At 71.7% G+C, this 16,868-nt stretch carries 19 protein-coding genes; 8 read left to right on the top strand and 11 right to left on the bottom strand.

The features are described 5' to 3' along the window. Positions 1–4: 4 nt before the first annotated feature. Positions 5–1,135, bottom strand: a complete 1,131-nt coding sequence (locus tag QNO14_RS15045; protein WP_257506376.1) for a PQQ-dependent sugar dehydrogenase — start codon at positions 1,133–1,135, stop codon at positions 5–7. Between the two features lie 134 nt (positions 1,136–1,269). Between QNO14_RS15045 and QNO14_RS15040 the strand changes: the two genes are divergently transcribed. Further along, on the top strand, positions 1,270–1,926 hold the full coding sequence (locus QNO14_RS15040; protein ID WP_257506377.1) for an acyl-CoA synthetase: 657 nt from the start codon (positions 1,270–1,272) through the stop codon (positions 1,924–1,926). Continuing rightward, on the top strand, positions 1,923–2,258 hold the full coding sequence (locus QNO14_RS15035; protein WP_257506378.1) for an amino acid transporter: 336 nt from the start codon (positions 1,923–1,925) through the stop codon (positions 2,256–2,258). The genes QNO14_RS15040 and QNO14_RS15035 overlap by 4 nt, the downstream gene beginning before the upstream one ends. An 88-nt stretch (positions 2,259–2,346) precedes the next feature. On the opposite strand, the gene purB is transcribed toward QNO14_RS15035, so the two are convergent. Continuing rightward, the gene (gene purB, locus QNO14_RS15030; protein WP_257494602.1) at positions 2,347–3,738 is read right to left on the bottom strand and encodes an adenylosuccinate lyase; all 1,392 of its coding nucleotides are present in this window, start codon (positions 3,736–3,738) and stop codon (positions 2,347–2,349) included. Between the two features lie 36 nt (positions 3,739–3,774). Further along, the gene (locus QNO14_RS15025; RefSeq protein ID WP_257506379.1) at positions 3,775–4,281 is read right to left on the bottom strand and encodes a low molecular weight protein-tyrosine-phosphatase; all 507 of its coding nucleotides are present in this window, start codon (positions 4,279–4,281) and stop codon (positions 3,775–3,777) included. A gap of 114 nt (positions 4,282–4,395) precedes the next feature. On the opposite strand from QNO14_RS15025, the gene QNO14_RS15020 reads away from it, so the two are divergent. Next, positions 4,396–4,668 (top strand): WXG100 family type VII secretion target, encoded by a 273-nt coding sequence (locus tag QNO14_RS15020; protein ID WP_257506380.1) that lies wholly within the window; start codon positions 4,396–4,398, stop codon positions 4,666–4,668. Continuing rightward, positions 4,665–6,002, top strand: coding sequence for an alpha/beta hydrolase family protein (locus QNO14_RS15015; protein ID WP_257506381.1), 1,338 nt, complete (start codon positions 4,665–4,667; stop codon positions 6,000–6,002). Before QNO14_RS15020 ends, QNO14_RS15015 begins: the two co-directional genes overlap by 4 nt. On the opposite strand, the gene QNO14_RS15010 is transcribed toward QNO14_RS15015, so the two are convergent. Beyond that, the gene (locus QNO14_RS15010) at positions 5,971–6,366 is read right to left on the bottom strand and encodes a phage holin family protein (protein ID WP_257494598.1); all 396 of its coding nucleotides are present in this window, start codon (positions 6,364–6,366) and stop codon (positions 5,971–5,973) included. The two genes, QNO14_RS15015 and QNO14_RS15010, sit on opposite strands and share 32 nt — an antisense overlap. An 85-nt stretch (positions 6,367–6,451) precedes the next feature. Here QNO14_RS15010 and QNO14_RS15005 point away from each other — a divergent pair, with 85 nt between their 5' ends. The 4 genes from QNO14_RS15005 to QNO14_RS14990 all read left to right on the top strand — a co-directional run bounded on the left by QNO14_RS15005 (position 6,452) and on the right by QNO14_RS14990 (position 11,179). Further along, complete coding sequence (locus tag QNO14_RS15005) at positions 6,452–7,561, top strand: histidinol-phosphate transaminase (protein WP_257494597.1); 1,110 nt, start codon at positions 6,452–6,454, stop codon at positions 7,559–7,561. Between the two features lie 93 nt (positions 7,562–7,654). Beyond that, positions 7,655–8,782 (top strand): thiamine pyrophosphate-dependent enzyme, encoded by a 1,128-nt coding sequence (locus QNO14_RS15000; RefSeq protein ID WP_257494596.1) that lies wholly within the window; start codon positions 7,655–7,657, stop codon positions 8,780–8,782. After that, a complete protein-coding gene (locus QNO14_RS14995; protein WP_257494595.1) occupies positions 8,779–9,801 on the top strand; it encodes an alpha-ketoacid dehydrogenase subunit beta in 1,023 nt (340 codons plus the stop codon). Before QNO14_RS15000 ends, QNO14_RS14995 begins: the two co-directional genes overlap by 4 nt. A gap of 31 nt (positions 9,802–9,832) precedes the next feature. Further along, on the top strand, positions 9,833–11,179 hold the full coding sequence (locus QNO14_RS14990) for a dihydrolipoamide acetyltransferase family protein (RefSeq protein WP_257494594.1): 1,347 nt from the start codon (positions 9,833–9,835) through the stop codon (positions 11,177–11,179). Positions 11,180–11,186: 7 nt separating this feature from the next. Here QNO14_RS14990 and csrA read toward each other — a convergent pair whose 3' ends face one another. From csrA to QNO14_RS14955, 7 genes are read right to left on the bottom strand one after another with little or no spacing between them, the layout of a single operon-like run. Continuing rightward, the gene (gene csrA / locus QNO14_RS14985) at positions 11,187–11,456 is read right to left on the bottom strand and encodes a carbon storage regulator CsrA (protein WP_257506382.1); all 270 of its coding nucleotides are present in this window, start codon (positions 11,454–11,456) and stop codon (positions 11,187–11,189) included. 19 nt (positions 11,457–11,475) lie between these two features. Further along, entirely contained in the window at positions 11,476–13,533 is a 2,058-nt protein-coding gene (locus QNO14_RS14980; protein WP_257506383.1) for a flagellar biosynthesis protein FlhA, read from the bottom strand. Next, positions 13,530–14,624 (bottom strand): EscU/YscU/HrcU family type III secretion system export apparatus switch protein, encoded by a 1,095-nt coding sequence (locus QNO14_RS14975; RefSeq protein WP_257506384.1) that lies wholly within the window; start codon positions 14,622–14,624, stop codon positions 13,530–13,532. The genes QNO14_RS14980 and QNO14_RS14975 overlap by 4 nt, the downstream gene beginning before the upstream one ends. Further along, positions 14,621–15,382, bottom strand: a complete 762-nt coding sequence (locus tag QNO14_RS14970; RefSeq protein WP_257494590.1) for a flagellar biosynthetic protein FliR — start codon at positions 15,380–15,382, stop codon at positions 14,621–14,623. The genes QNO14_RS14975 and QNO14_RS14970 overlap by 4 nt, the downstream gene beginning before the upstream one ends. A gap of 1 nt (position 15,383) precedes the next feature. Then, a complete protein-coding gene (locus QNO14_RS14965) occupies positions 15,384–15,659 on the bottom strand; it encodes a flagellar biosynthetic protein FliQ (protein WP_257494589.1) in 276 nt (91 codons plus the stop codon). Continuing rightward, positions 15,656–16,465 carry a flagellar type III secretion system pore protein FliP gene (gene fliP / locus QNO14_RS14960; protein ID WP_257506385.1) on the bottom strand — a complete coding sequence of 270 codons (810 nt, stop codon included), beginning with the start codon at positions 16,463–16,465 and terminating at the stop codon, positions 15,656–15,658. The genes QNO14_RS14965 and fliP overlap by 4 nt, the downstream gene beginning before the upstream one ends. Beyond that, positions 16,462–16,857: a FliO/MopB family protein gene (locus QNO14_RS14955; protein WP_257506386.1), complete on the bottom strand. Its 396-nt coding sequence runs from the start codon at positions 16,855–16,857 to the stop codon at positions 16,462–16,464. The genes fliP and QNO14_RS14955 overlap by 4 nt, the downstream gene beginning before the upstream one ends. Positions 16,858–16,868: the final 11 nt, after the last annotated feature.

Raw genomic sequence — 16,868 nt, 5'->3', positions numbered from 1 at the left:
GTCGTCAGGGGACGACGTCGCCGGCATCCACTGACACGATGCGGTCATCGCCGGGCCGCGCGTCGCCGCGCCCGTCGGTGTTGTTGGTGACGATCCAGACGCGTCCGTCGGGGGCGAGCAGCACGTCGCGCAGGCGCCCGTACGCACCGGTGAGGTGGTCGACGGATGCCGCGGGGTCATCCGTCGGCACGGCGCGCAGCGATTCCCCGCGCAGGTTGGCCATGAGCACCGTGCCGTCGACGATCGCGATGCCGCTGGGGCTGGCCTGTGCCGTCGGCCACTGCGCCACCGGGTCGATGAAACCCGGCTCGGATGCCGCGCCCTCCACGACCGGCCAGCCGTAGTTCGCGCCCGGCTCGATGACGTTCAGCTCATCCCACGTGTTCTGCCCGAACTCGCTGGCGAACAGGCGTCCGTCCTCTGCCCACGCCAGGCCCTGCACGTTGCGATGGCCGAGGCTGTACACCGGTGAGCCCGGCGTGGGGTTGTCGGGCGGGATGCCGCCGTCGGGGGTGAGCCGCAGGATCTTGCCGTTCAGCGCGGTCGCGTCCTGTGCGGCATCCGGATCGCCGGCATCGCCGACGGGGACGTAGAGCATGCCGTCGGGACCCAACGCGATGCGTCCGGCGTTGTGCGTGCCAGAAGCCGGGAGGCCGTCGATGATCGTGCGGGCGGTGCCGAGTGCAAGCGCGCCGGGCTCTCCCGACAGGGCGAACGCCTGCACGCGGTTTCCCGCCGCCGTCGTGGCATACACGTAGAGCTCGCCCTCTGCGGCGGCCAGCCCAAGCAGCCCGCCCTCACCGCCGTGAGTCACATCGTCGATGACGGCCAGCTCCCGCAGATCCCCGGTGGCGGTCCACTCGAACACGCGGGCGGTGTCGCGCTCGCTGATGAGCACCGATGAGCCGACGGGCGCGAGCGACCACGGCGCGTCGAGGCCGGTCACCACGTCGAACGGCGGGCTCGGCGCCGTCGTGGCGGAGGGCGAAGGGGCGGGTGTCGTCACGGGCGCCGCGGACGGCGCCGCCACCGACCCGCCACCACACCCGGTGACGAGTGTCATCACGGCGACCACGGCGATCACGGCCGGCACGGCGCGTGCGGACCGGTGGGGTCTGCGGGCGGTGATGTTCACGGGGCCTCCGCGCGGGACGGGAGGCCAGGCTACCCGCGCCGCGGCCCGGTGCGACAGGGCGGGCACCGAAGGTCTCCCAGCCGGCGACGACCTAGACTGGAGGCGTCCCATTTCTTGAGCTGACGAGTTCCGCCGTGTCCGACACCACCCCCCGCACGTTCGACGTGCGACACCTGCAATTGGCGCGCGCCCTGTTCGCGCTGACCGCGGGCGTCATGATCACCTTCTCGCCCGACCACTCGGCGGCGATCGGGATGGCGGTCTTCAGCGGGTTCGCCGTCGCGACCTCCCTCGTGCTGCTGCTGTCGGCATGGCTGGTCTTCCCGGCCGGCCAGCGCTGGCCCTCGGTGCTGCTCGGCATCCTCACCCTCGTCGCCGGCATGATCGGCGGCGCACCGGGGCTGCGCACCACCACGACGTTCTTCGTGCTCGTCATCGCCTGGGCACTGACCACCGGCGCCGCTGAACTCGCCGCGGGCATCGCCGCCCGCCGTCGTGCCGTCGCGCTGACCCAGCAGGCTTCGGACGCTCGCGACGCCATCGTCGTCGGGGCCATCACCCTGCTTTTGGGGCTCGGCATGCTGGTCGTGCCCGCGGGCTACCAGCTGGACTACTTCGTCGACGAAGCCGGTCAATGGTTCACCCTCACCGGCATCGTCATCGGCGTCGGCATCTTCGGCGCGTACGCGGCGGTGATCGGGGTCTACCTCGCCATCGCCGGGTTCTCGCCGCGGCGCACCGAGACCGATACCGCGTCCCCGGTCGTCACCCACTCCGGAGGCATGTCGTGACCGAACCCACCCGCCCCACCCGTCGCGAGCTGCTCAAGCCCGTGCAGCTGCTGGGCTTCGCCTTCGCCGCCGCCGCTTTCGCCGGCGTCGTGACGCTGCTATCGATGGGCGCGCTGCAGGCCGGACCGCCGGAGGACACGCAGCGCGCCGTCGTCGTGGCGCTCATCGTCGCGGGGGTCTCGTTCATCGTCACCCTGGTGGGGCTGGCGCTGCTGATCCTCGTGGTCGACCCGGCCCAGGTGGCCAAGCCGATCGACGGACCGGTGATGCGCAACGACCGCACGGATCGCGATGACGCCGGGACGGCGCCCGAGGCGGACGACAAGCGCTGACACCGCGCCCCCTCGGCGGTGCGAGTACTCACTCGGCGATGCGAATACTCACTCGGTGACGCGAGTACTCACTCGGTGGCGCGAGTACTCACTCGGCGATGAGGGTGTCGACGAGCCGCTCGGCGAGCCCGGTGTAGTCCGCCGGGGTCAGCGCCCGCAGCCGCGCCTTCGCGGCGTCGCCGATATCGAGGCCGTCGACGAATTCGGCCAGCTCCGCCGCGCCCACCCGGCGACCGCGCGTGAGGTCCTTCAGCAGTGCGTACGGGTCGGTGATCTGCGAGCGTCCGGCGGCGATCTCGGCGCGCACGACGGTCTGGATCGCCTCGGCCAGCACCTCCCAGTTCGCGTCGAGGTCGGCCAGCAGCACGTCGCGTGACAGCGAGATCTCGCCGAGGCCGCGCTCGAGGTTGTCCAGTGCCAGCAGCGAGTGGCCGAAGGCGACGCCGATGTTGCGCTGCGTCGTCGAGTCGGTGAGGTCGCGCTGCTGACGCGAGGTCACGAGGGTCTGGGCGAGCGTCGCGAAGAGGCCGCCGGCGATCTCGAGGTTCGCCTCGGCGTTCTCGAACCGGATCGGGTTGATCTTGTGCGGCATCGTGGACGACCCGGTGGCCCCCGCCACGGGGATCTGGGCGAAGAAGCCCATCGAGATGTAGGTCCAGATGTCCGTGGCGAGGTTGTGCAGGATGCCGCCGGCGTGCCGGGCCCGGTCGTAGAGCTCGACCTGCCAGTCATGCGACTCGATCTGCGTCGTCATCGGGTTGAACCCGATCCCGAGACCTTCGATGAAGGAGCGCGACAGCTCGGGCCAGTCCACGTCGGGCTCGGCGACGAGGTGCGCCGACCATGTGCCGGTGGCCCCGGAGAACTTCGCGAGGTACTCCCCGCCGGCGATCTGCGCGGCGACCCGCTCGAGCCGCCAGACGAAGACGGCGAGCTCCTTGCCCATGGTGGAGGGAGTCGCCGGCTGCCCGTGGGTGCGCGAGAGCATCGCGGCGTCCTTGTGCTCGATCGCCAGGGCCCGCAGCTTCTCGATGACGGCGCGCAGCTTCGGCAGCCAGACCCGCTCGACGGCTCGGTGCACGGTGAGCGCGTACGAGGCGGAGTTGATGTCCTCGCTCGTGCACGCGAAGTGCGCCAGCTCGGCGATGGCATCCAGTCCCAGCGTCGACAGGCGGTCGCGCACGAGGTACTCCACGGCCTTCACATCGTGCCGGGTCACCGCCTCTTTGTCGGCCAGCCAGTCGATCTCGTCCTGGCCGAAGTCGCGGTACAGGGCCCGGAGCGCTTCTTTGTCGCCCGGCTGCAGGGGAGAGGTGCCGAAGAGGGAGCGGTCGGTCAGCGCGATGATCCACTCCACCTCGACCTCCACCCGGGCTCGGTTGAGGCCGGCCTCGGAGAGGTAGTCGGCAAGGCCCGCGACGGCGGCGCGGTAGCGGCCGTCGAGGGGGCTCAGCGGCTGGGAGGGGAGGGACGTGGGCACGGGGACTCCGATCGCCGGCGCGGTGGAACAGATCGCTCAGCGGGGCTGACGGACCGCGGGTTCGAGTTGCCGGAAGAGGGCCCGGCACGCGCTCTCGATCATACCGAGCACCTCATCGAACATCTCCGGCCCGCCGTAGTAGGGGTCGGGCACGTCGAGGTGGTCGCCCGCGCCGGAGTCGAAAGACCGCAGCAGCGAGACCTTGTCGGCATCGGCGGTCGTCCGCGCCCACTCGAGCAGGATGCGCTCGTGGCTGCGGTCCAGCGCCACGACGAGGTCCGAGCGGTCGAAGTCCTCCTGGCTGAACTGCCGGGCGCGGTGGCGCTCGCCGTCGTACCCCTGCCGGGCGAGGGCGCCGAGGGTGCGCGCATCGGCGCGTTCGCCCACGTGCCAGTCGCCGGTTCCTGCGCTCCACGACGAGACACGGTGGTCGAGCCCTGCCCGTCGGGTGTACGAGCGGAACACGATGTCCGCCATCGGGGAGCGGCAGATGTTTCCGGTGCAGACGAAGACGACGCGGAACGGGTCCACGGCCACAGTCATCCCCCCATCATGGCGATATCGACGCGCTCTGCACAGAGTCGGTTTTCCGCTGATTGCGCCCCGACGCGTCCGAACGGCTCCGCGGCAGCACCCGCAGCCGCCAGAGTCGAACCCGTGACACTGGATCTGAGCGACGACATCGCCCGGGTGGATGCCGCCCTCGGCAGGCTTTCCCGGGTGCAGACGGGGCTCGGCGACGTGCGGCTGCGTGCCATCGGGCTGGCGCGCGAGACGGACTGGCAGTCGAGCGCCGCGCAGGCGTTCCGTGACGCGGTGGATGGCTGGGTCGAGGGCATTGCGCGCCTCGACCGACCGATGGAGCACCTGCGGGAACGTCTCATGCAGACCCGCGACCGCCTCGAGAGCACCTGGGTGCCGGATCCGTGAGCGACCTCGAGATCCGCGGTTCCGGGCCGATCGCAGTCGACACCGCGTCATTGGATGCCGCGGCCGGCGGCTTCGAGCTCGTCGCCGCCGCGCTCGACGACGCCGCCGCCGAGCTGGCGGCCGCGGCTGCCGACCTGTGGGGCGTCGTCTTCGCCGAGCCCGAGGCGGGTGCCGCCCGCGCCCTCGGCCGGGAGCTGACGGCATCGGCCGACGAGGCGCGGGCCCTCGCGGGGCGGCTGCGTCGCGCCTCTGCGGTGTACGAGATCGTCGAGCTGCGGGCTCGGCTGATGGCGGCCGAAGCGGGGGGTGACCGCACGCAGATCATGCGCGTGCGCGTTGCGCTGCTGCTCGCGCGCACCAGCGACCCGGCGGCTGCCCGGGCAGCGGATCTGGCGATGCGGGAGTGGCGAGCCGAGACGGGGGCCGGTTTCGGCGGCCAGCTGCTGGCGCTGGGCGTGCAGGCGGGGCCGCTCGTGCTGAGCGCGCTCGCCGCCGGCCTGCCGGCGTTCCGGCAGGCCGTGCGCGCGCACGGCGGTGGCACGGTCGACGCCCGGGAGCGGCTCGCGGGACACCCGCCCCCGGTCACTGCGGTGCCGCTTCGGCAGCCGGCGCGGGGATCAGCGCCCGCCACTCTCGCCGAGGCCGCCGCCCGCATGCCGGGGGAGGGTGACGCCCGCGTACGGGTAGAGAAGTACACCATGCCCGACGGCACCCGGCAGTTCGCGGTGTACATCGCAGGGACTCAGACGCCGACCGCCGGCGGCGAGGACCCGTTCGACATGCAGTCCAACCTCGAGCTGTACGGCGGGGAGACCGCCGCGTCGTACGCCGTCGTCGTCGAGGCGCTGCGCGCGGCCGGCGCGGGCGAGGGCGACGCCGTGCACGCCTTCGGTCACTCCCAGGGCGGCATGATCGCGGCGCGGCTGGCGACCGAGGGCGGATTCGACACGCGCACGGTGGTCACGTTCGGTTCCCCTGTGGCGGCGGACGTGGGCGCCGACACGCTGAGCGTCAGCGTGCGGCACGCCGACGACCCCGTCGCGGCGCTGGCCGACGGAGGGCTTCCGACCGTCGTGGGTGCCCCCGGGAGCTTCGTCGCCGAACGGGTCGCGCACCCGCGGGCGCACATCGGCGACCTCGCGCTGCCGAGTCACCACATGACCGCGTACGCCGAGACGTCGGCGATGCTCGATGGCAGCGCCGATCCCCGCATGCAGCCGATCCGTGCGGTCCTCGACGGACTGGATGCCGCGGCATCCGTCGAGACGACGGTGTGGGGCGCGGCCCGCCGGGAGGAGCGGGTCAGTCGCGGCGACGCTGCGGGCGCAGGATGATGCCGAAGATCCAGTTGATGAGCGAGATCACGATGGCGGCGACCACACCCCACCAGAAGTCCTCCACGCGCAGTCCCCAGTGCCAGAACGACGTGATCCACCCCGTCAGCCACAGCAGGAACCCGTTGATGATGAAGGAGATGAGCCCCAGGGTGAGCACGTACAGGGGCAGCGCGACGATCTTGACCACCGTGCCGATGATCGTGTTGACCAGCGCGAAGATCGCGGCGACCGCAAGCAGCGTCAGCACGAGCTGCAGGGTCTCGCCGGGTGGGAAGGCGATGACCGTGACCTGCAGCGCAGGCATGAGGGTCACGACCCAGATCGCGAAGGCGTTGACGACGACGCGGATGATGAAGGGCATGCCCAGCAGTGTGGCACGCTCTCGCGCTCCGGCGCCGCGAACTGCCGATGCCGTCGCCGCCCGGCCGCGCTTGTAGGCTCGGACCGTGACAGAGGCCCCCTCGCCCGCGCCCGTGCGGATCCGTCCCGAGATCGCCGCCCTCCCGCCCTACCGGCAGGGAAAGCAGGCGGGCGCCGACGCGTTCAAGCTCTCCAGCAACGAGAACCCGTTCGACCCCCTACCGAGCGTCATCGAGGCGATGCGATCGGCCACCGCCGTCAACCGCTACCCCGACGCGTCGGCGTCGCGGCTGCGTGCCCGGCTGGCCGCGCGGTTCGGCGTGGGAATCGACGGCGTGCACGTCGCGGCCGGGAGCGTGTCGATCCTGCAGCAGCTGGCGCTCGCCACGGCCGGCGCGGGCGACGAGCTGATGTACGCCTGGCGCTCGTTCGAGGCCTACCCGGGCCTGGCCGCCGTCGCCGGGGCGACCGCGGTGCCCGTGCCCCTCGCTGCAGACGGCACCCACGACCTCGACACCATGGCGCGGCGCGTCACCGACCGCACTCGCCTGATCCTCGTCTGCAGCCCCAACAACCCCACCGGTCCCATCGTCCGGCAGGACGATTTCGAGGCCTTCCTGGCTCGGGTTCCGGCGGACGTGCTGGTGGTGCTCGATGAGGCGTACGCCGAGTTCGTCACCGACCCGGCAGCCGTCGACGGCGCCCGCGTGCTGGCGGACGGGCACCAGAACGTCGTGGTGCTGCGCACCTTCTCCAAGGCGTACGGCCTCGCGGGGCTGCGCATCGGCTACGGCGTCGGACACCCCCGCATCCTCGACGCGGCCCGCGCCACCGGCATCCCGCTGTCGGTCACCGCGCAGGCCGAAGAGGCGGCGCTGGCCAGCCTCGACGCCGAGGACGAGCTCATCGCCCGGGTGGCCGTCATCACCGACTGCCGCGACCGGCTCGCGGCCGGGCTGCGCGCGGGGGGATGGAACGTCCCCGACGCGCAGGGCAACTTCGTGTGGCTGGCGACCGGCGAGCAGACGCTCGAGGTGGCGCCGCGCTTCGAGGACGCCGGCCTCGTCGTGCGTCCCTTCGCCGGCGACGGCGTGCGCATCTCGGTGGGCGAGGAGGCATCGATGCCGGCGATCCTCGAGGCCGCGGCATCCGCCCTGTCGCTGCTGCCGGAGGGGCACCCCGCGCGAGCGATGTGACGACCGGGCCTGTAGGCCGGGCACTGTGGATCGGGCAATCCGTTGTGGGATGTCCAGCGAGGCGGGCCCCGCGCCGCACGTTAGCGTAGGGGGATGATCCCGCCCGACGATCCCGCTCTCGTGCGCATCCTCGCGGCCGACGGGTCGTTCGCGCCGACGCCCGCCGCCGAGCCCTACCTCGAGATGGTCGACGCCCTCGACGATGCCGACCTCGAGCGGTTCTACCGCGATATGGCGATGAGTCGCGCCTTCGACCGGCAGGCCACGCACCTGCAGCGTCAGGGCCAGCTGGCGCTCTGGCCACCCTCGTTCGGCCAGGAGGCCGCCCAGGTCGGGTCGGCGCGCGCGGCCCGCGCGCAGGACCACATCTTCCCGTCGTACCGCGAGCACGTCGTGTGCACCATCCGCGGGGTGGACCCGGTCGACATCATCCGCCTCATGCGCGGTCTCACCCACGGCGGGTGGGACCCGGCCGACCCGAAGAACGGCAACACCCGGCCCTACACGCTGGTGCTCGGCGCCCACACCTTGCATGCGACCGGTTACGGCATGGGCCTGGCGTTCGACGGACGCACCGCCACCGGTGAGCCCGAGCGCGACGAAGCCGTGATCGTCTACTACGGCGACGGGGCCTCGAGCCAGGGCGACGTGCACGAGGCGATGGTGTTCGCCGCGAGCTACCGCGCCCCCCAGGTCTTCTTCCTGCAGAACAACCAGTGGGCGATCTCGGTGCCCGTCACGACCCAGTCGCGCACGCCGCTGCACCTGCGGGCCGCCGGCTACATGCCCTCGATCCTCGTCGACGGCAACGACGTGCTGGCCAGCTACGCGGTCACCAAGCGGGCGCTGGACGAAGCGCGCGCCGGCGACGGCCCGCGCGCGATCGAGGCGATGACCTACCGCATGGGCGCGCACACCACCAGCGACGACCCGACGAAGTACCGCACCTCCGACGAGGAGCAGTCCTGGACGCGCCGCGACCCGCTCGTGCGCATGCGGGCGTTCCTCGAAGCGCGGGGAGCGGCGGCCGCCTTCTTCGCCGACGTCGACGCCGAGGCGCAGGCCCTCGCCGACGATGTGCGCACACGCACGAACGCACTGGGCACCATCCCGGCCGAGGCGATGTTCGCGCACGTCTACAGCGACCCCCACCCGCTCGTGGACGAGCAGCGGAGCTGGCTCGCCGACTACGAGGCATCCTTCGAGGAGGGCGCGTCATGACCGAGGCCGCCACCACCACCCGCCCGTCGCCCGCGCCCGCCACCCTCACGACCATGCCGCTCGGGCGGGCCCTCAACGCCGGCATGCGTGCGGCGCTCGCCGCCGACGACCACGTGCTGCTGATGGGCGAGGACATCGGGCGCCTCGGCGGTGTCTTCCGCGTGACCGAGGGGCTGCAGGCGGAGTTCGGCGAGCAGCGCGTGCTCGACACTCCGCTGGCGGAGTCCGGCCTCATCGGCACCGCGATCGGGCTGGCGATGGCAGGGTTCCGCCCCGTCGTCGAGATCCAGTTCGACGGCTTCGTCTTCCCCGGGTTCGACCAGATCACCACGCAGCTGGCGAAGCTCACCAACCGCTCCGAGGGCCGGCTGCAGATGCCGGTGGTCATCCGCATCCCCTACGGCGGGCACATCGGCGCGGTCGAGCATCACCAGGAGAGCCCCGAGGCGTACTTCACGCACACCGCGGGACTGCGGGTGGTGTCGCCCTCGACCGCCAACGACGCCTACTGGATGATCCAGGATGCCATCGCCTCACCCGACCCGGTGGTCTTCCTCGAGCCGAAGGCGAAGTACTGGGCCAAGGGCGAGGTCGACACGTCGTCCCGAGCCGTGCCGCTGCACGCCTCGCGCGTCGTGCGCCGCGGCACCGACGTCACGCTCGTCGGCCACGGCGCGATGGTGACGACCCTGCTGCAGGCCGCCGCGCTCGCCGAAGGCGAGGGCACCTCGTGCGAGGTGGTGGACCTGCGCTCGCTCTCACCCATCGACTACGGTCCCATCCTCGACTCGGTGCGCCGCACCGGCCGCATGGTCTACGCCCAGGAGGCGCCCGGCTTCACCTCGGTGGGGTCGGAGGTCGCCGCCACCGTCATGGAGCGCGCCTTCTACGCCCTCGAGGCGCCGGTGCTGCGGGTATCGGGCTTCGACGTTCCGTTCCCGCCCGCCAAGCTCGAGGGCGTCTACCTGCCCGATGCCGACCGCATCCTCGAGGCCGTCGACCGCGTTCTCGCCCACTGAGGCCGACCGGGCCGCTGCGAAAGGAACACCCATGAGCATGCAGACCTTCGTCCTGCCCGACGTCGGCGAGGGACTCACCGAGGCCGAGGTCGTGCAGTGGCACGTCGCCCCGGGCGACGAGGTCGCCGTCAACGACGTGATCGTGGAGATCGAGACCGCCAAGTCGCTGGTCGAGCTGCCGTCGCCGTTCGCCGGCACGGTCGGCGAGCTGCTGGTGGGCGAGGGTGACACGGTGCCGGTGGGAGCGGCGATCATCACGATCGAGTCCGCCCGCGCCGCCGCCGATGACGCGACCCCCGCGGTGGTGGGCCAGTCCGAGCACGGCGAGCAGGCGGCATCCAACGACGGCGACGGCGCAGGCGCGGTGCTCGTCGGCTACGGCACCGGAGGCGCGGTGGCCTCGCGCCGGCGGCCGGTGCGGACGCCGAACCCGCAACAGCAGGTGCGGGCGTCGGTCGGCATCATCGCCAAGCCGCCGATCCGCAAGCTGGCGCGCGACCTCGGGGTGGACCTGGCCGCGGTGACCCCCAGCGGCCCCGGCGGGCAGGTCACCCGCGACGACGTGCTGGCGCAGGCGTCGCAGGCCAGCGTCTTCCGCAACATCCAGACCCCCGAGCTGCCCGACGTCCGCGAGCAGACGATCCCGGTCGCACCTGCGCCGTCGCCGTCCGACGACGGCCGCGAGGAGACCATCCCGGTCAAGGGCGTCCGCAAGGCGACCGCCTCGGCCATGGTGCGCTCGGCGTCCTCCGCCCCGCACGTCTCGGTGTGGACCGACGTCGACGCGAGCCGCACGATGGAGCTGGTCAAGCGCCTGAAGGCATCCCCCGATTTCGCCGACGTCAAGGTCTCGCCGCTGCTGATCATGGCGCGGGCGGTCGTCTGGGCCGTGCGCCGCACCCCCATGGTCAACGCCGCCTGGGTCGACACCGACGGCGGGGCGGAGATCCGGGTGCGCAACTACGTCAACCTCGGCATCGCCGCGGCGACACCCCGCGGCCTGCTCGTGCCGAACATCAAGGACGCGCAGGACCTCAGCATGCGCGAGCTCGCCCGGGCGCTGCAGCGGCTGACCCTCACCGCGCGCGAGGGCAAGAGCACCCCGGCCGACCAGCAGGGCGGCACCATCACGATCACAAACATCGGCGTCTTCGGCATGGACGCCGGCACCCCCACGATCAACCCGGGCGAGTCCGGGATCGTGGCGATGGGCGCCATCCGCCAGAAGCCGTGGGTGGTGGACGGCGAGGTGCGCCCCCGCTGGGTGACCACGGTCTCGGGGTCGTTCGACCACCGCGTGATCGACGGCGACGGCATGAGCCGGTTCATCGCCGACGTGGCATCCGTGCTCGAGGAGCCCGCGCTGCTGCTGGACTGACGCCGGCTCAGGGCGCGGTGTCGTCCGCGGATGCCGTGGGGGTCTCCAGCCGTCGCGCCAGAGCCTGCAGCAGCGCCGATTCGGCGTCGGGCGCGGCCTGCGCGGCCGAGACGTTCTCGCGCTCGACGGCGGCGACGATCTCGGCGCGGTGGATGCGCGTCTCGCGGGGCGCCTGGATGCCGATGCGCACGCTGTCGCCCTTGACCTCCAGCACGGTCACCTCGATGTCGTCGCCGATGAGCACGCGCTCGCCGATCCGCCTCGTCAACACCAGCATTCGTTCACCCTACTTCGGCTCAGGCGACGTTGATCGCGTGGGAGTCGTTCGCGGCGTCGCGGACGACCCCGACCGTGTCGATCGTGAAACCCCCGGCGGTGGCCTCGGTGTACGACAGCACCGGCAGCCCGTCGGTCTGCGCCGACACGAGCCGGCGGACGGCCGGGCGCAGCGAGGGTGCGCAGACCAGCACCGGCTCCGGCCCCGCACCGGCCGAGGCCACCGCCGCCCGGGTGGACTCCACGACCGCCTCCAGGCGGTGCGGATCGAAGGCGATGTGCACGCCGTCCTCGCCCGGGCGCAGCGCTTCGAGCATCGACTGCTCGAGCAGCGGGTTGATCATGACGATGCGCAGGCGCCCGCCCTCCGCGAACCGGGCGGCCACGGCCGGACCCAGCGCCGCGCGCGCCGCCTCGATGAGCGCTTCGGGCTCGGTGGTGGTCTTCGCGCGCAGAGCGAGCGCCTCATAGATGCGCACGAGGTCGTTGATGGCCACCCGCTCGGCGAGCAGCCCCTGCAGCACGCGCTGGATCTCAGCGAGCGACAGCAGCGCCGGGGTCAGCTCCTCCACGGCCGCGGGGCTCACCTGGCGGAGGGCGTCGGTCAGCTGGCGCACGTCTTCGCGGCTCAGCAGGCGCGCGGCGTGCGTCTGGATGACGCTGGAGAGGTGGGTGATGATGACGCTCGCGCGGTCGATGACCGTCGCCCCCGCGAGCTCCGCGCTGTGGCGCATCTCCAGCGGAACCCACTTGCCGTCGATGCCGAACACCGGCTCGGGGAACGACGTGCCCGGCAACGCGTCGAGCCCCTGTCCGAGGGCGAGGAGCGATCCGCGGGGCGCCACGCCGGTTCCGACGTCGACGCCGGCGACACGGATGACGTAGGTCGAGGCGGGCAGCTCGATGCTGTCGCGGGTGCGCACGGGCGGCACCATCAGGCCGAGCTCGGCGGCTGTCTTGCGCCGCAGCGACTTGACGCGGGCGAGAAGGTCGTCGGGGCCGCCGCCCGTGACGAGGTCGACGATGTCGGGGGCCAGCAGGATCTCCAGGGAGTGCACGCGCATGCGCTCGATGAGGTCCTCGGTGGCATCGGCGGCCGCGGGGGCGTCGGCGGCCGGTGCGTCCTCCTCGGCCCGCCGGGATTCGGCGGCCTTCACCCGCTGAGCCGCGAACAGCAGCAGGGCGGAGATGACGAGGAACGGGACCATCGGCATCCCCGGGATGAACGACATCACGACGCCGGCGCCGCTGGCGATGAGCAGGGCGTTGCGCGACTGCCCCAGCTGCGCCCCCGCCTCGGTGCCCATCTCGGCCTCGGCGTTCGAGCGGGTCACGATCATGCCGGTCGCGACGGCCATGAGCAACGCCGGGATCTGCGTCACCAGCCCGTCGCCGATGGTGAGGATGGCGTAGGTGTCGATCGCCTCGGCGATCTCCATGCCGTGCATCGTGGCGCCGATGGCGATGCCGCCGACGAGGTTGATGACGATGATCACGAGGCCGGCGATGGCGTCGCCCTTGACGAACTTCGACGCGCCGTCCATCGCACCGTAGAAGTCCGCCTCGGCGGCGACCTCGGCGCGGCGGCGGCGCGCCTCGGCGTCGGTGATGAGGCCCGCGTTCAGGTCGGCGTCGATCGCCATCTGCTTGCCCGGCATCGCGTCGAGGGTGAAGCGCGCGCCGACTTCGGCGACGCGCTCGGCGCCCTTGGTCACCACGACGAACTGGATGACGATGAGGATGAGGAAGACCACGATGCCGATGACGAGCGAGCCGCCGACGGCGATCGCGCCGAAGGCGTCGATCACCTGACCCGCGTGCGCCTCGCCGAGCACGAGCTTGGTCGAGGCGACGTTGAGCCCGAGCCGGAAGAGCGTGGCCACCAGAAGCAGCGAGGGGAAGACGGAGAAATCCAGCGGCTTCTTCACGAACATCGTCGTCAGCAGCACGAGCAGGGCGAACAGGATGTTCAGGATGATCAGCGCATCCAGCAGGAACGGCGGGATGGGGACCACCAGGAGCATGATGATGCCCACCACGCCGATGGGGACGGCGGACATGCTCAGCATGTTCTTCATGTGTTCTTCCTCTGTGGGAGGGTGTGCACGCCGCGGGCGGAGCCGCGACGTTTGAGGGTGTCGACGAAGACCAGCACCTGGGCGACGGCGGTGTACAGATCGGCGGGGATCTCCTGTCCCAGCGCACAGGCCCCGTGCAGGGCGCGGGCGAGCGGGATGTCGCGCACGAGGGGCACGCCGGCCTCGGTCGCGCGGTCGCGGATGCGCTCGGCGATGAGCCCGCTTCCCTTCGCCACGACCCGCGGAGCGGACTTGCCCGGCTCGTAGCGCAGCGCGACGGCGACGTGCGTGGGGTTCACCAGCACGACGTCGGCGTCGCCCACCGCTGCGATCATGCGGTTGCGGCTGAGGGCGAGCTGGCGGGCCCGGCGCTGGCCGCGGATGAGCGGGTCGCCTTCGCTGCGCTTGTGCTCGTCCCGGGCTTCTTTCTTGGTCATGCGGGTGTGCTTCTGGTTGCGGCGCCTGACGACGAGCACGTCGAGGACGGCCAGGGCGATCCCCACCGCCACGGCCGTGATCAGCAGCGAGGCGACGCCCGAGGATGCCACCTCGAGCAGGTGCGCGATCGAATGGGAGCCGCTCGCGGTGAGCACCGGGACGAGGCCCGCGATGATCGCGTAGAGCGACAGGCCGATCGCGGCGGTCTTCAGCAGCGACTTGACCCCCTCCCAGAGGGCCTGCACGCCGAAGATGCGCTTCACGCCGTTGAGCACGTTGAACTGCTCGAAGCGGGCGGGGATGCCGCGCAGGTGCACGCCACCCTGGGCGACGGCGCCGATGAGCGTCACGACCGCGACCGCCCCGAGCAGGGGGACGAGCACCGACGCGATGGATGCCAGGGCGGACTGCATCACCGCGACCGCCGCCTGCGGGTCGGGATTGCGGATGACCGAGGTGATGGCGACGAACTGCTCGCCGCCGACGTCGGCGGCCGCGCCGATCGCCGTCGCCATCATCGCACCCGCGGCGGCGATGCCGAGCCAGGCGGTGAAGTCCTGGCTGCGCGTCAGCTTGCCCTTGCGCCGTGCCTCGCGCAGCCGCCGGTCGGTGGCTTTCTCGGTGCGCTCCCCGGAGTCGCCGCCGCCGCTCATCGCGTGCCCCCCGTCAAGAGGCCGAGGGCGTCCTCGGCGAGGGCGCCGACGATCGTGGGCAGAGCGAGGACGACGCTGCCGGCCAGCAGGAAGGTGAGGAGGATCTTCACCGGGAAGCCCATGGCGAAGGCGTTGAGCGCGGGGGCGACGCGGGTGATGAGACCCAGTCCCACGTCGGCGAGGAAGAGCACGAGCAGCAGGGGACCGGCGATCTGCACGGCGGAGAGCATCATCTGCGAGACGGTGTCGATGATCAGGTCGGCGGGACGGCTGAGATCCAGCATCCCGGTGACGGGGACGGCGGTGAAGCTGCGGACGAGCCCGGCGAGGATCAGCTGGTAGCCGTTCGAGGCGAAGAGCAGGGCCAGCGCCGTGATCTGGAACAGGCGGGTGAACTGCGCGCCGTTCACCTGCATCTGGGGATCGAACGCCTGCGCGAGCTGGAAGCCGCCGAAGACGTCGATGAGACTGCCGGCGGACTGCACCGCCGAGAAGCAGACCAGCACGAGCAGTCCCAGCAGCGCCCCGACGACCACCTGGATGACCAGCGCCCCGAGGAAGCCCGCCGTGTCGAGCACCTCGTACGGCGCCGCCACACTGCCACTGACGACGACGGCGAGCCCCACCCCCAGCATGGCCTTGATGCGGGCGGGGAAGGCGCCGTACGAGAAGGGCGGGGCGATGAAGAGGAATGCGGTCGTGCGCACCGCCGCGAGGCCGGTGGCCTCGAGCCAGGCGTAGTCGATGGGGATGAACACGTCAGCCGCCGGAGAGCAGGTGCGGCACCCGGTCGAACATGCCGAGGGTGAACGCGATCGCTTCGGACATCATCCAGTTGCCGCAGACGACCAGGGCGATGGCGACGGCGACCGCCTTGGGGACGAACGACAGCGTCACCTCCTGGATCTGCGTGATCGACTGCAGCAGCGAGATCGCGAAGCCGACCACGAGCGCGGTCACGAGGAGGGGAGCGGCGAGCTTCGCGGCGATGACCAGGCCCTGCATGGCGATGTCGAGGACCGCTTCGGGGGTCATCCGGTGCCCCCGTAGCTCTCCACCAGCGTGCGCAGGATCAGACCCCACCCGTCGACGAGGATGAACAGCAGGATCTTGAAGGGCAGCGAGATCATGACCGGCGGGAGCATCATCATGCCCATCGACATGAGCGCCGCCGCGACGACGAGGTCGATCACCAGGAACGGCACGAAGATGACGAAGCCGATGATGAAGGCGGCCCGCAGCTCCGAGATCATGAATGCGGGGATGAGCGTCTGCAGTGGCACGTCCGCGGCGGCCGCGGGGTTGTCGAAGCCGGCGAACCTCGTCATGAGCGCGAGATCCTCCTCGCGCGTGTAGGCGAGCATCCATGTGCGCAGCGGATCGGCGCCCAGCGCGACGGCGTCGGTGAACGTCAGGCCGCCGTCGACGTACGGCTGCACGGCAACGGCGTTGATGTCGGTGAGCACCGGCCACATGATGAACAGCGACAGGAACAGGGCCAGGCCCGAGAGCACCTGGTTCGGCGGGATCGTGGGCAGGGACAGCGCGTTGCGGGTCATCGCGAGCACCACGAAGATCTTCGTGAACGACGACATCATCAGCAGCAGCGCCGGGGCCACCGACAGCAGTGTGATGCCGATGAGCGTGAGGATCGACGCCGAGGGCGTGCCGTCGATGCCGTTGATGTCGACGGTGACCCCGCCGGTCGCGGGCGGGGTGGGCTCCACGACGTCGGCGTATGCGGGGGCGGCACCGCCCAGGGGGAGCAGCAGGCCCGCGGCGACGAGGGCGACGGCGATGAGCGACCGCAGCCACCAGGGCGACCGCCGGATGCCGGTCATGCGCCCAATGCCCGGCGCAGCGCCTGTGCGGCGGTGCGGGCCGGCGGGGCGTGCCGGCCGATCGCTCGGCCCGACAGGGTGTTCGACGACATGCTGCGCAGCTCGGCGCGGCGCAGCGGCAGGGGTGCGGGAAGCTCGCGGTCGTCCGTGCGGTCGCTCGCATCGGCGGTGACGGTGGACTGCTGCAGGGCGGCGGCGGGCAGGCGGTCGATGACCGACAGGCCGCCCTCGGTCACGCCGAGCACATAGCGTGCGTCGTCGACCTCGACCACGACGAGCTGCGCCTTGGCGCCCAGCGTCTGCTTCGCGATGACGCGAATGGGCTGGAGGACCGCCCGCCCCGCGGAACCGCGGGTAACCCGGCGCTGGATGAACCAGAGCGCGCCGAGCACCGCGGCGAGGG

Origin of the sequence: Microbacterium sp. zg-Y625, assembly GCF_030246925.1 — a bacterium.
GTDB lineage: Bacteria > Actinomycetota > Actinomycetes > Actinomycetales > Microbacteriaceae > Microbacterium > Microbacterium jiangjiandongii.
This window is presented reverse-complemented; position numbering and strand designations above follow the sequence as displayed.

What these genes read in the sequence shown, in the direction of transcription:
- QNO14_RS15025 (WP_257506379.1), bottom strand. Translation starts at nt 4,281, where the DNA reads ATGACTGTGGCCGTGGACCCGTTCCGCGTCGTCTTCGTCTGCACCGGA.
- QNO14_RS15010 (WP_257494598.1), bottom strand. Translation starts at nt 6,366, where the DNA reads ATGCCCTTCATCATCCGCGTCGTCGTCAACGCCTTCGCGATCTGGGTC.
- QNO14_RS15000 (WP_257494596.1), top strand. Translation starts at nt 7,655, where the DNA reads ATGATCCCGCCCGACGATCCCGCTCTCGTGCGCATCCTCGCGGCCGAC.
- QNO14_RS14995 (WP_257494595.1), top strand. Translation starts at nt 8,779, where the DNA reads ATGACCGAGGCCGCCACCACCACCCGCCCGTCGCCCGCGCCCGCCACC.
- QNO14_RS14990 (WP_257494594.1), top strand. Translation starts at nt 9,833, where the DNA reads ATGAGCATGCAGACCTTCGTCCTGCCCGACGTCGGCGAGGGACTCACC.
- csrA (WP_257506382.1), bottom strand. Translation starts at nt 11,456, where the DNA reads ATGCTGGTGTTGACGAGGCGGATCGGCGAGCGCGTGCTCATCGGCGAC.
- QNO14_RS14980 (WP_257506383.1), bottom strand. Translation starts at nt 13,533, where the DNA reads ATGAAGAACATGCTGAGCATGTCCGCCGTCCCCATCGGCGTGGTGGGC.
- QNO14_RS14975 (WP_257506384.1), bottom strand. Translation starts at nt 14,624, where the DNA reads ATGAGCGGCGGCGGCGACTCCGGGGAGCGCACCGAGAAAGCCACCGAC.
- QNO14_RS14965 (WP_257494589.1), bottom strand. Translation starts at nt 15,659, where the DNA reads ATGACCCCCGAAGCGGTCCTCGACATCGCCATGCAGGGCCTGGTCATC.
- fliP (WP_257506385.1), bottom strand. Translation starts at nt 16,465, where the DNA reads ATGACCGGCATCCGGCGGTCGCCCTGGTGGCTGCGGTCGCTCATCGCC.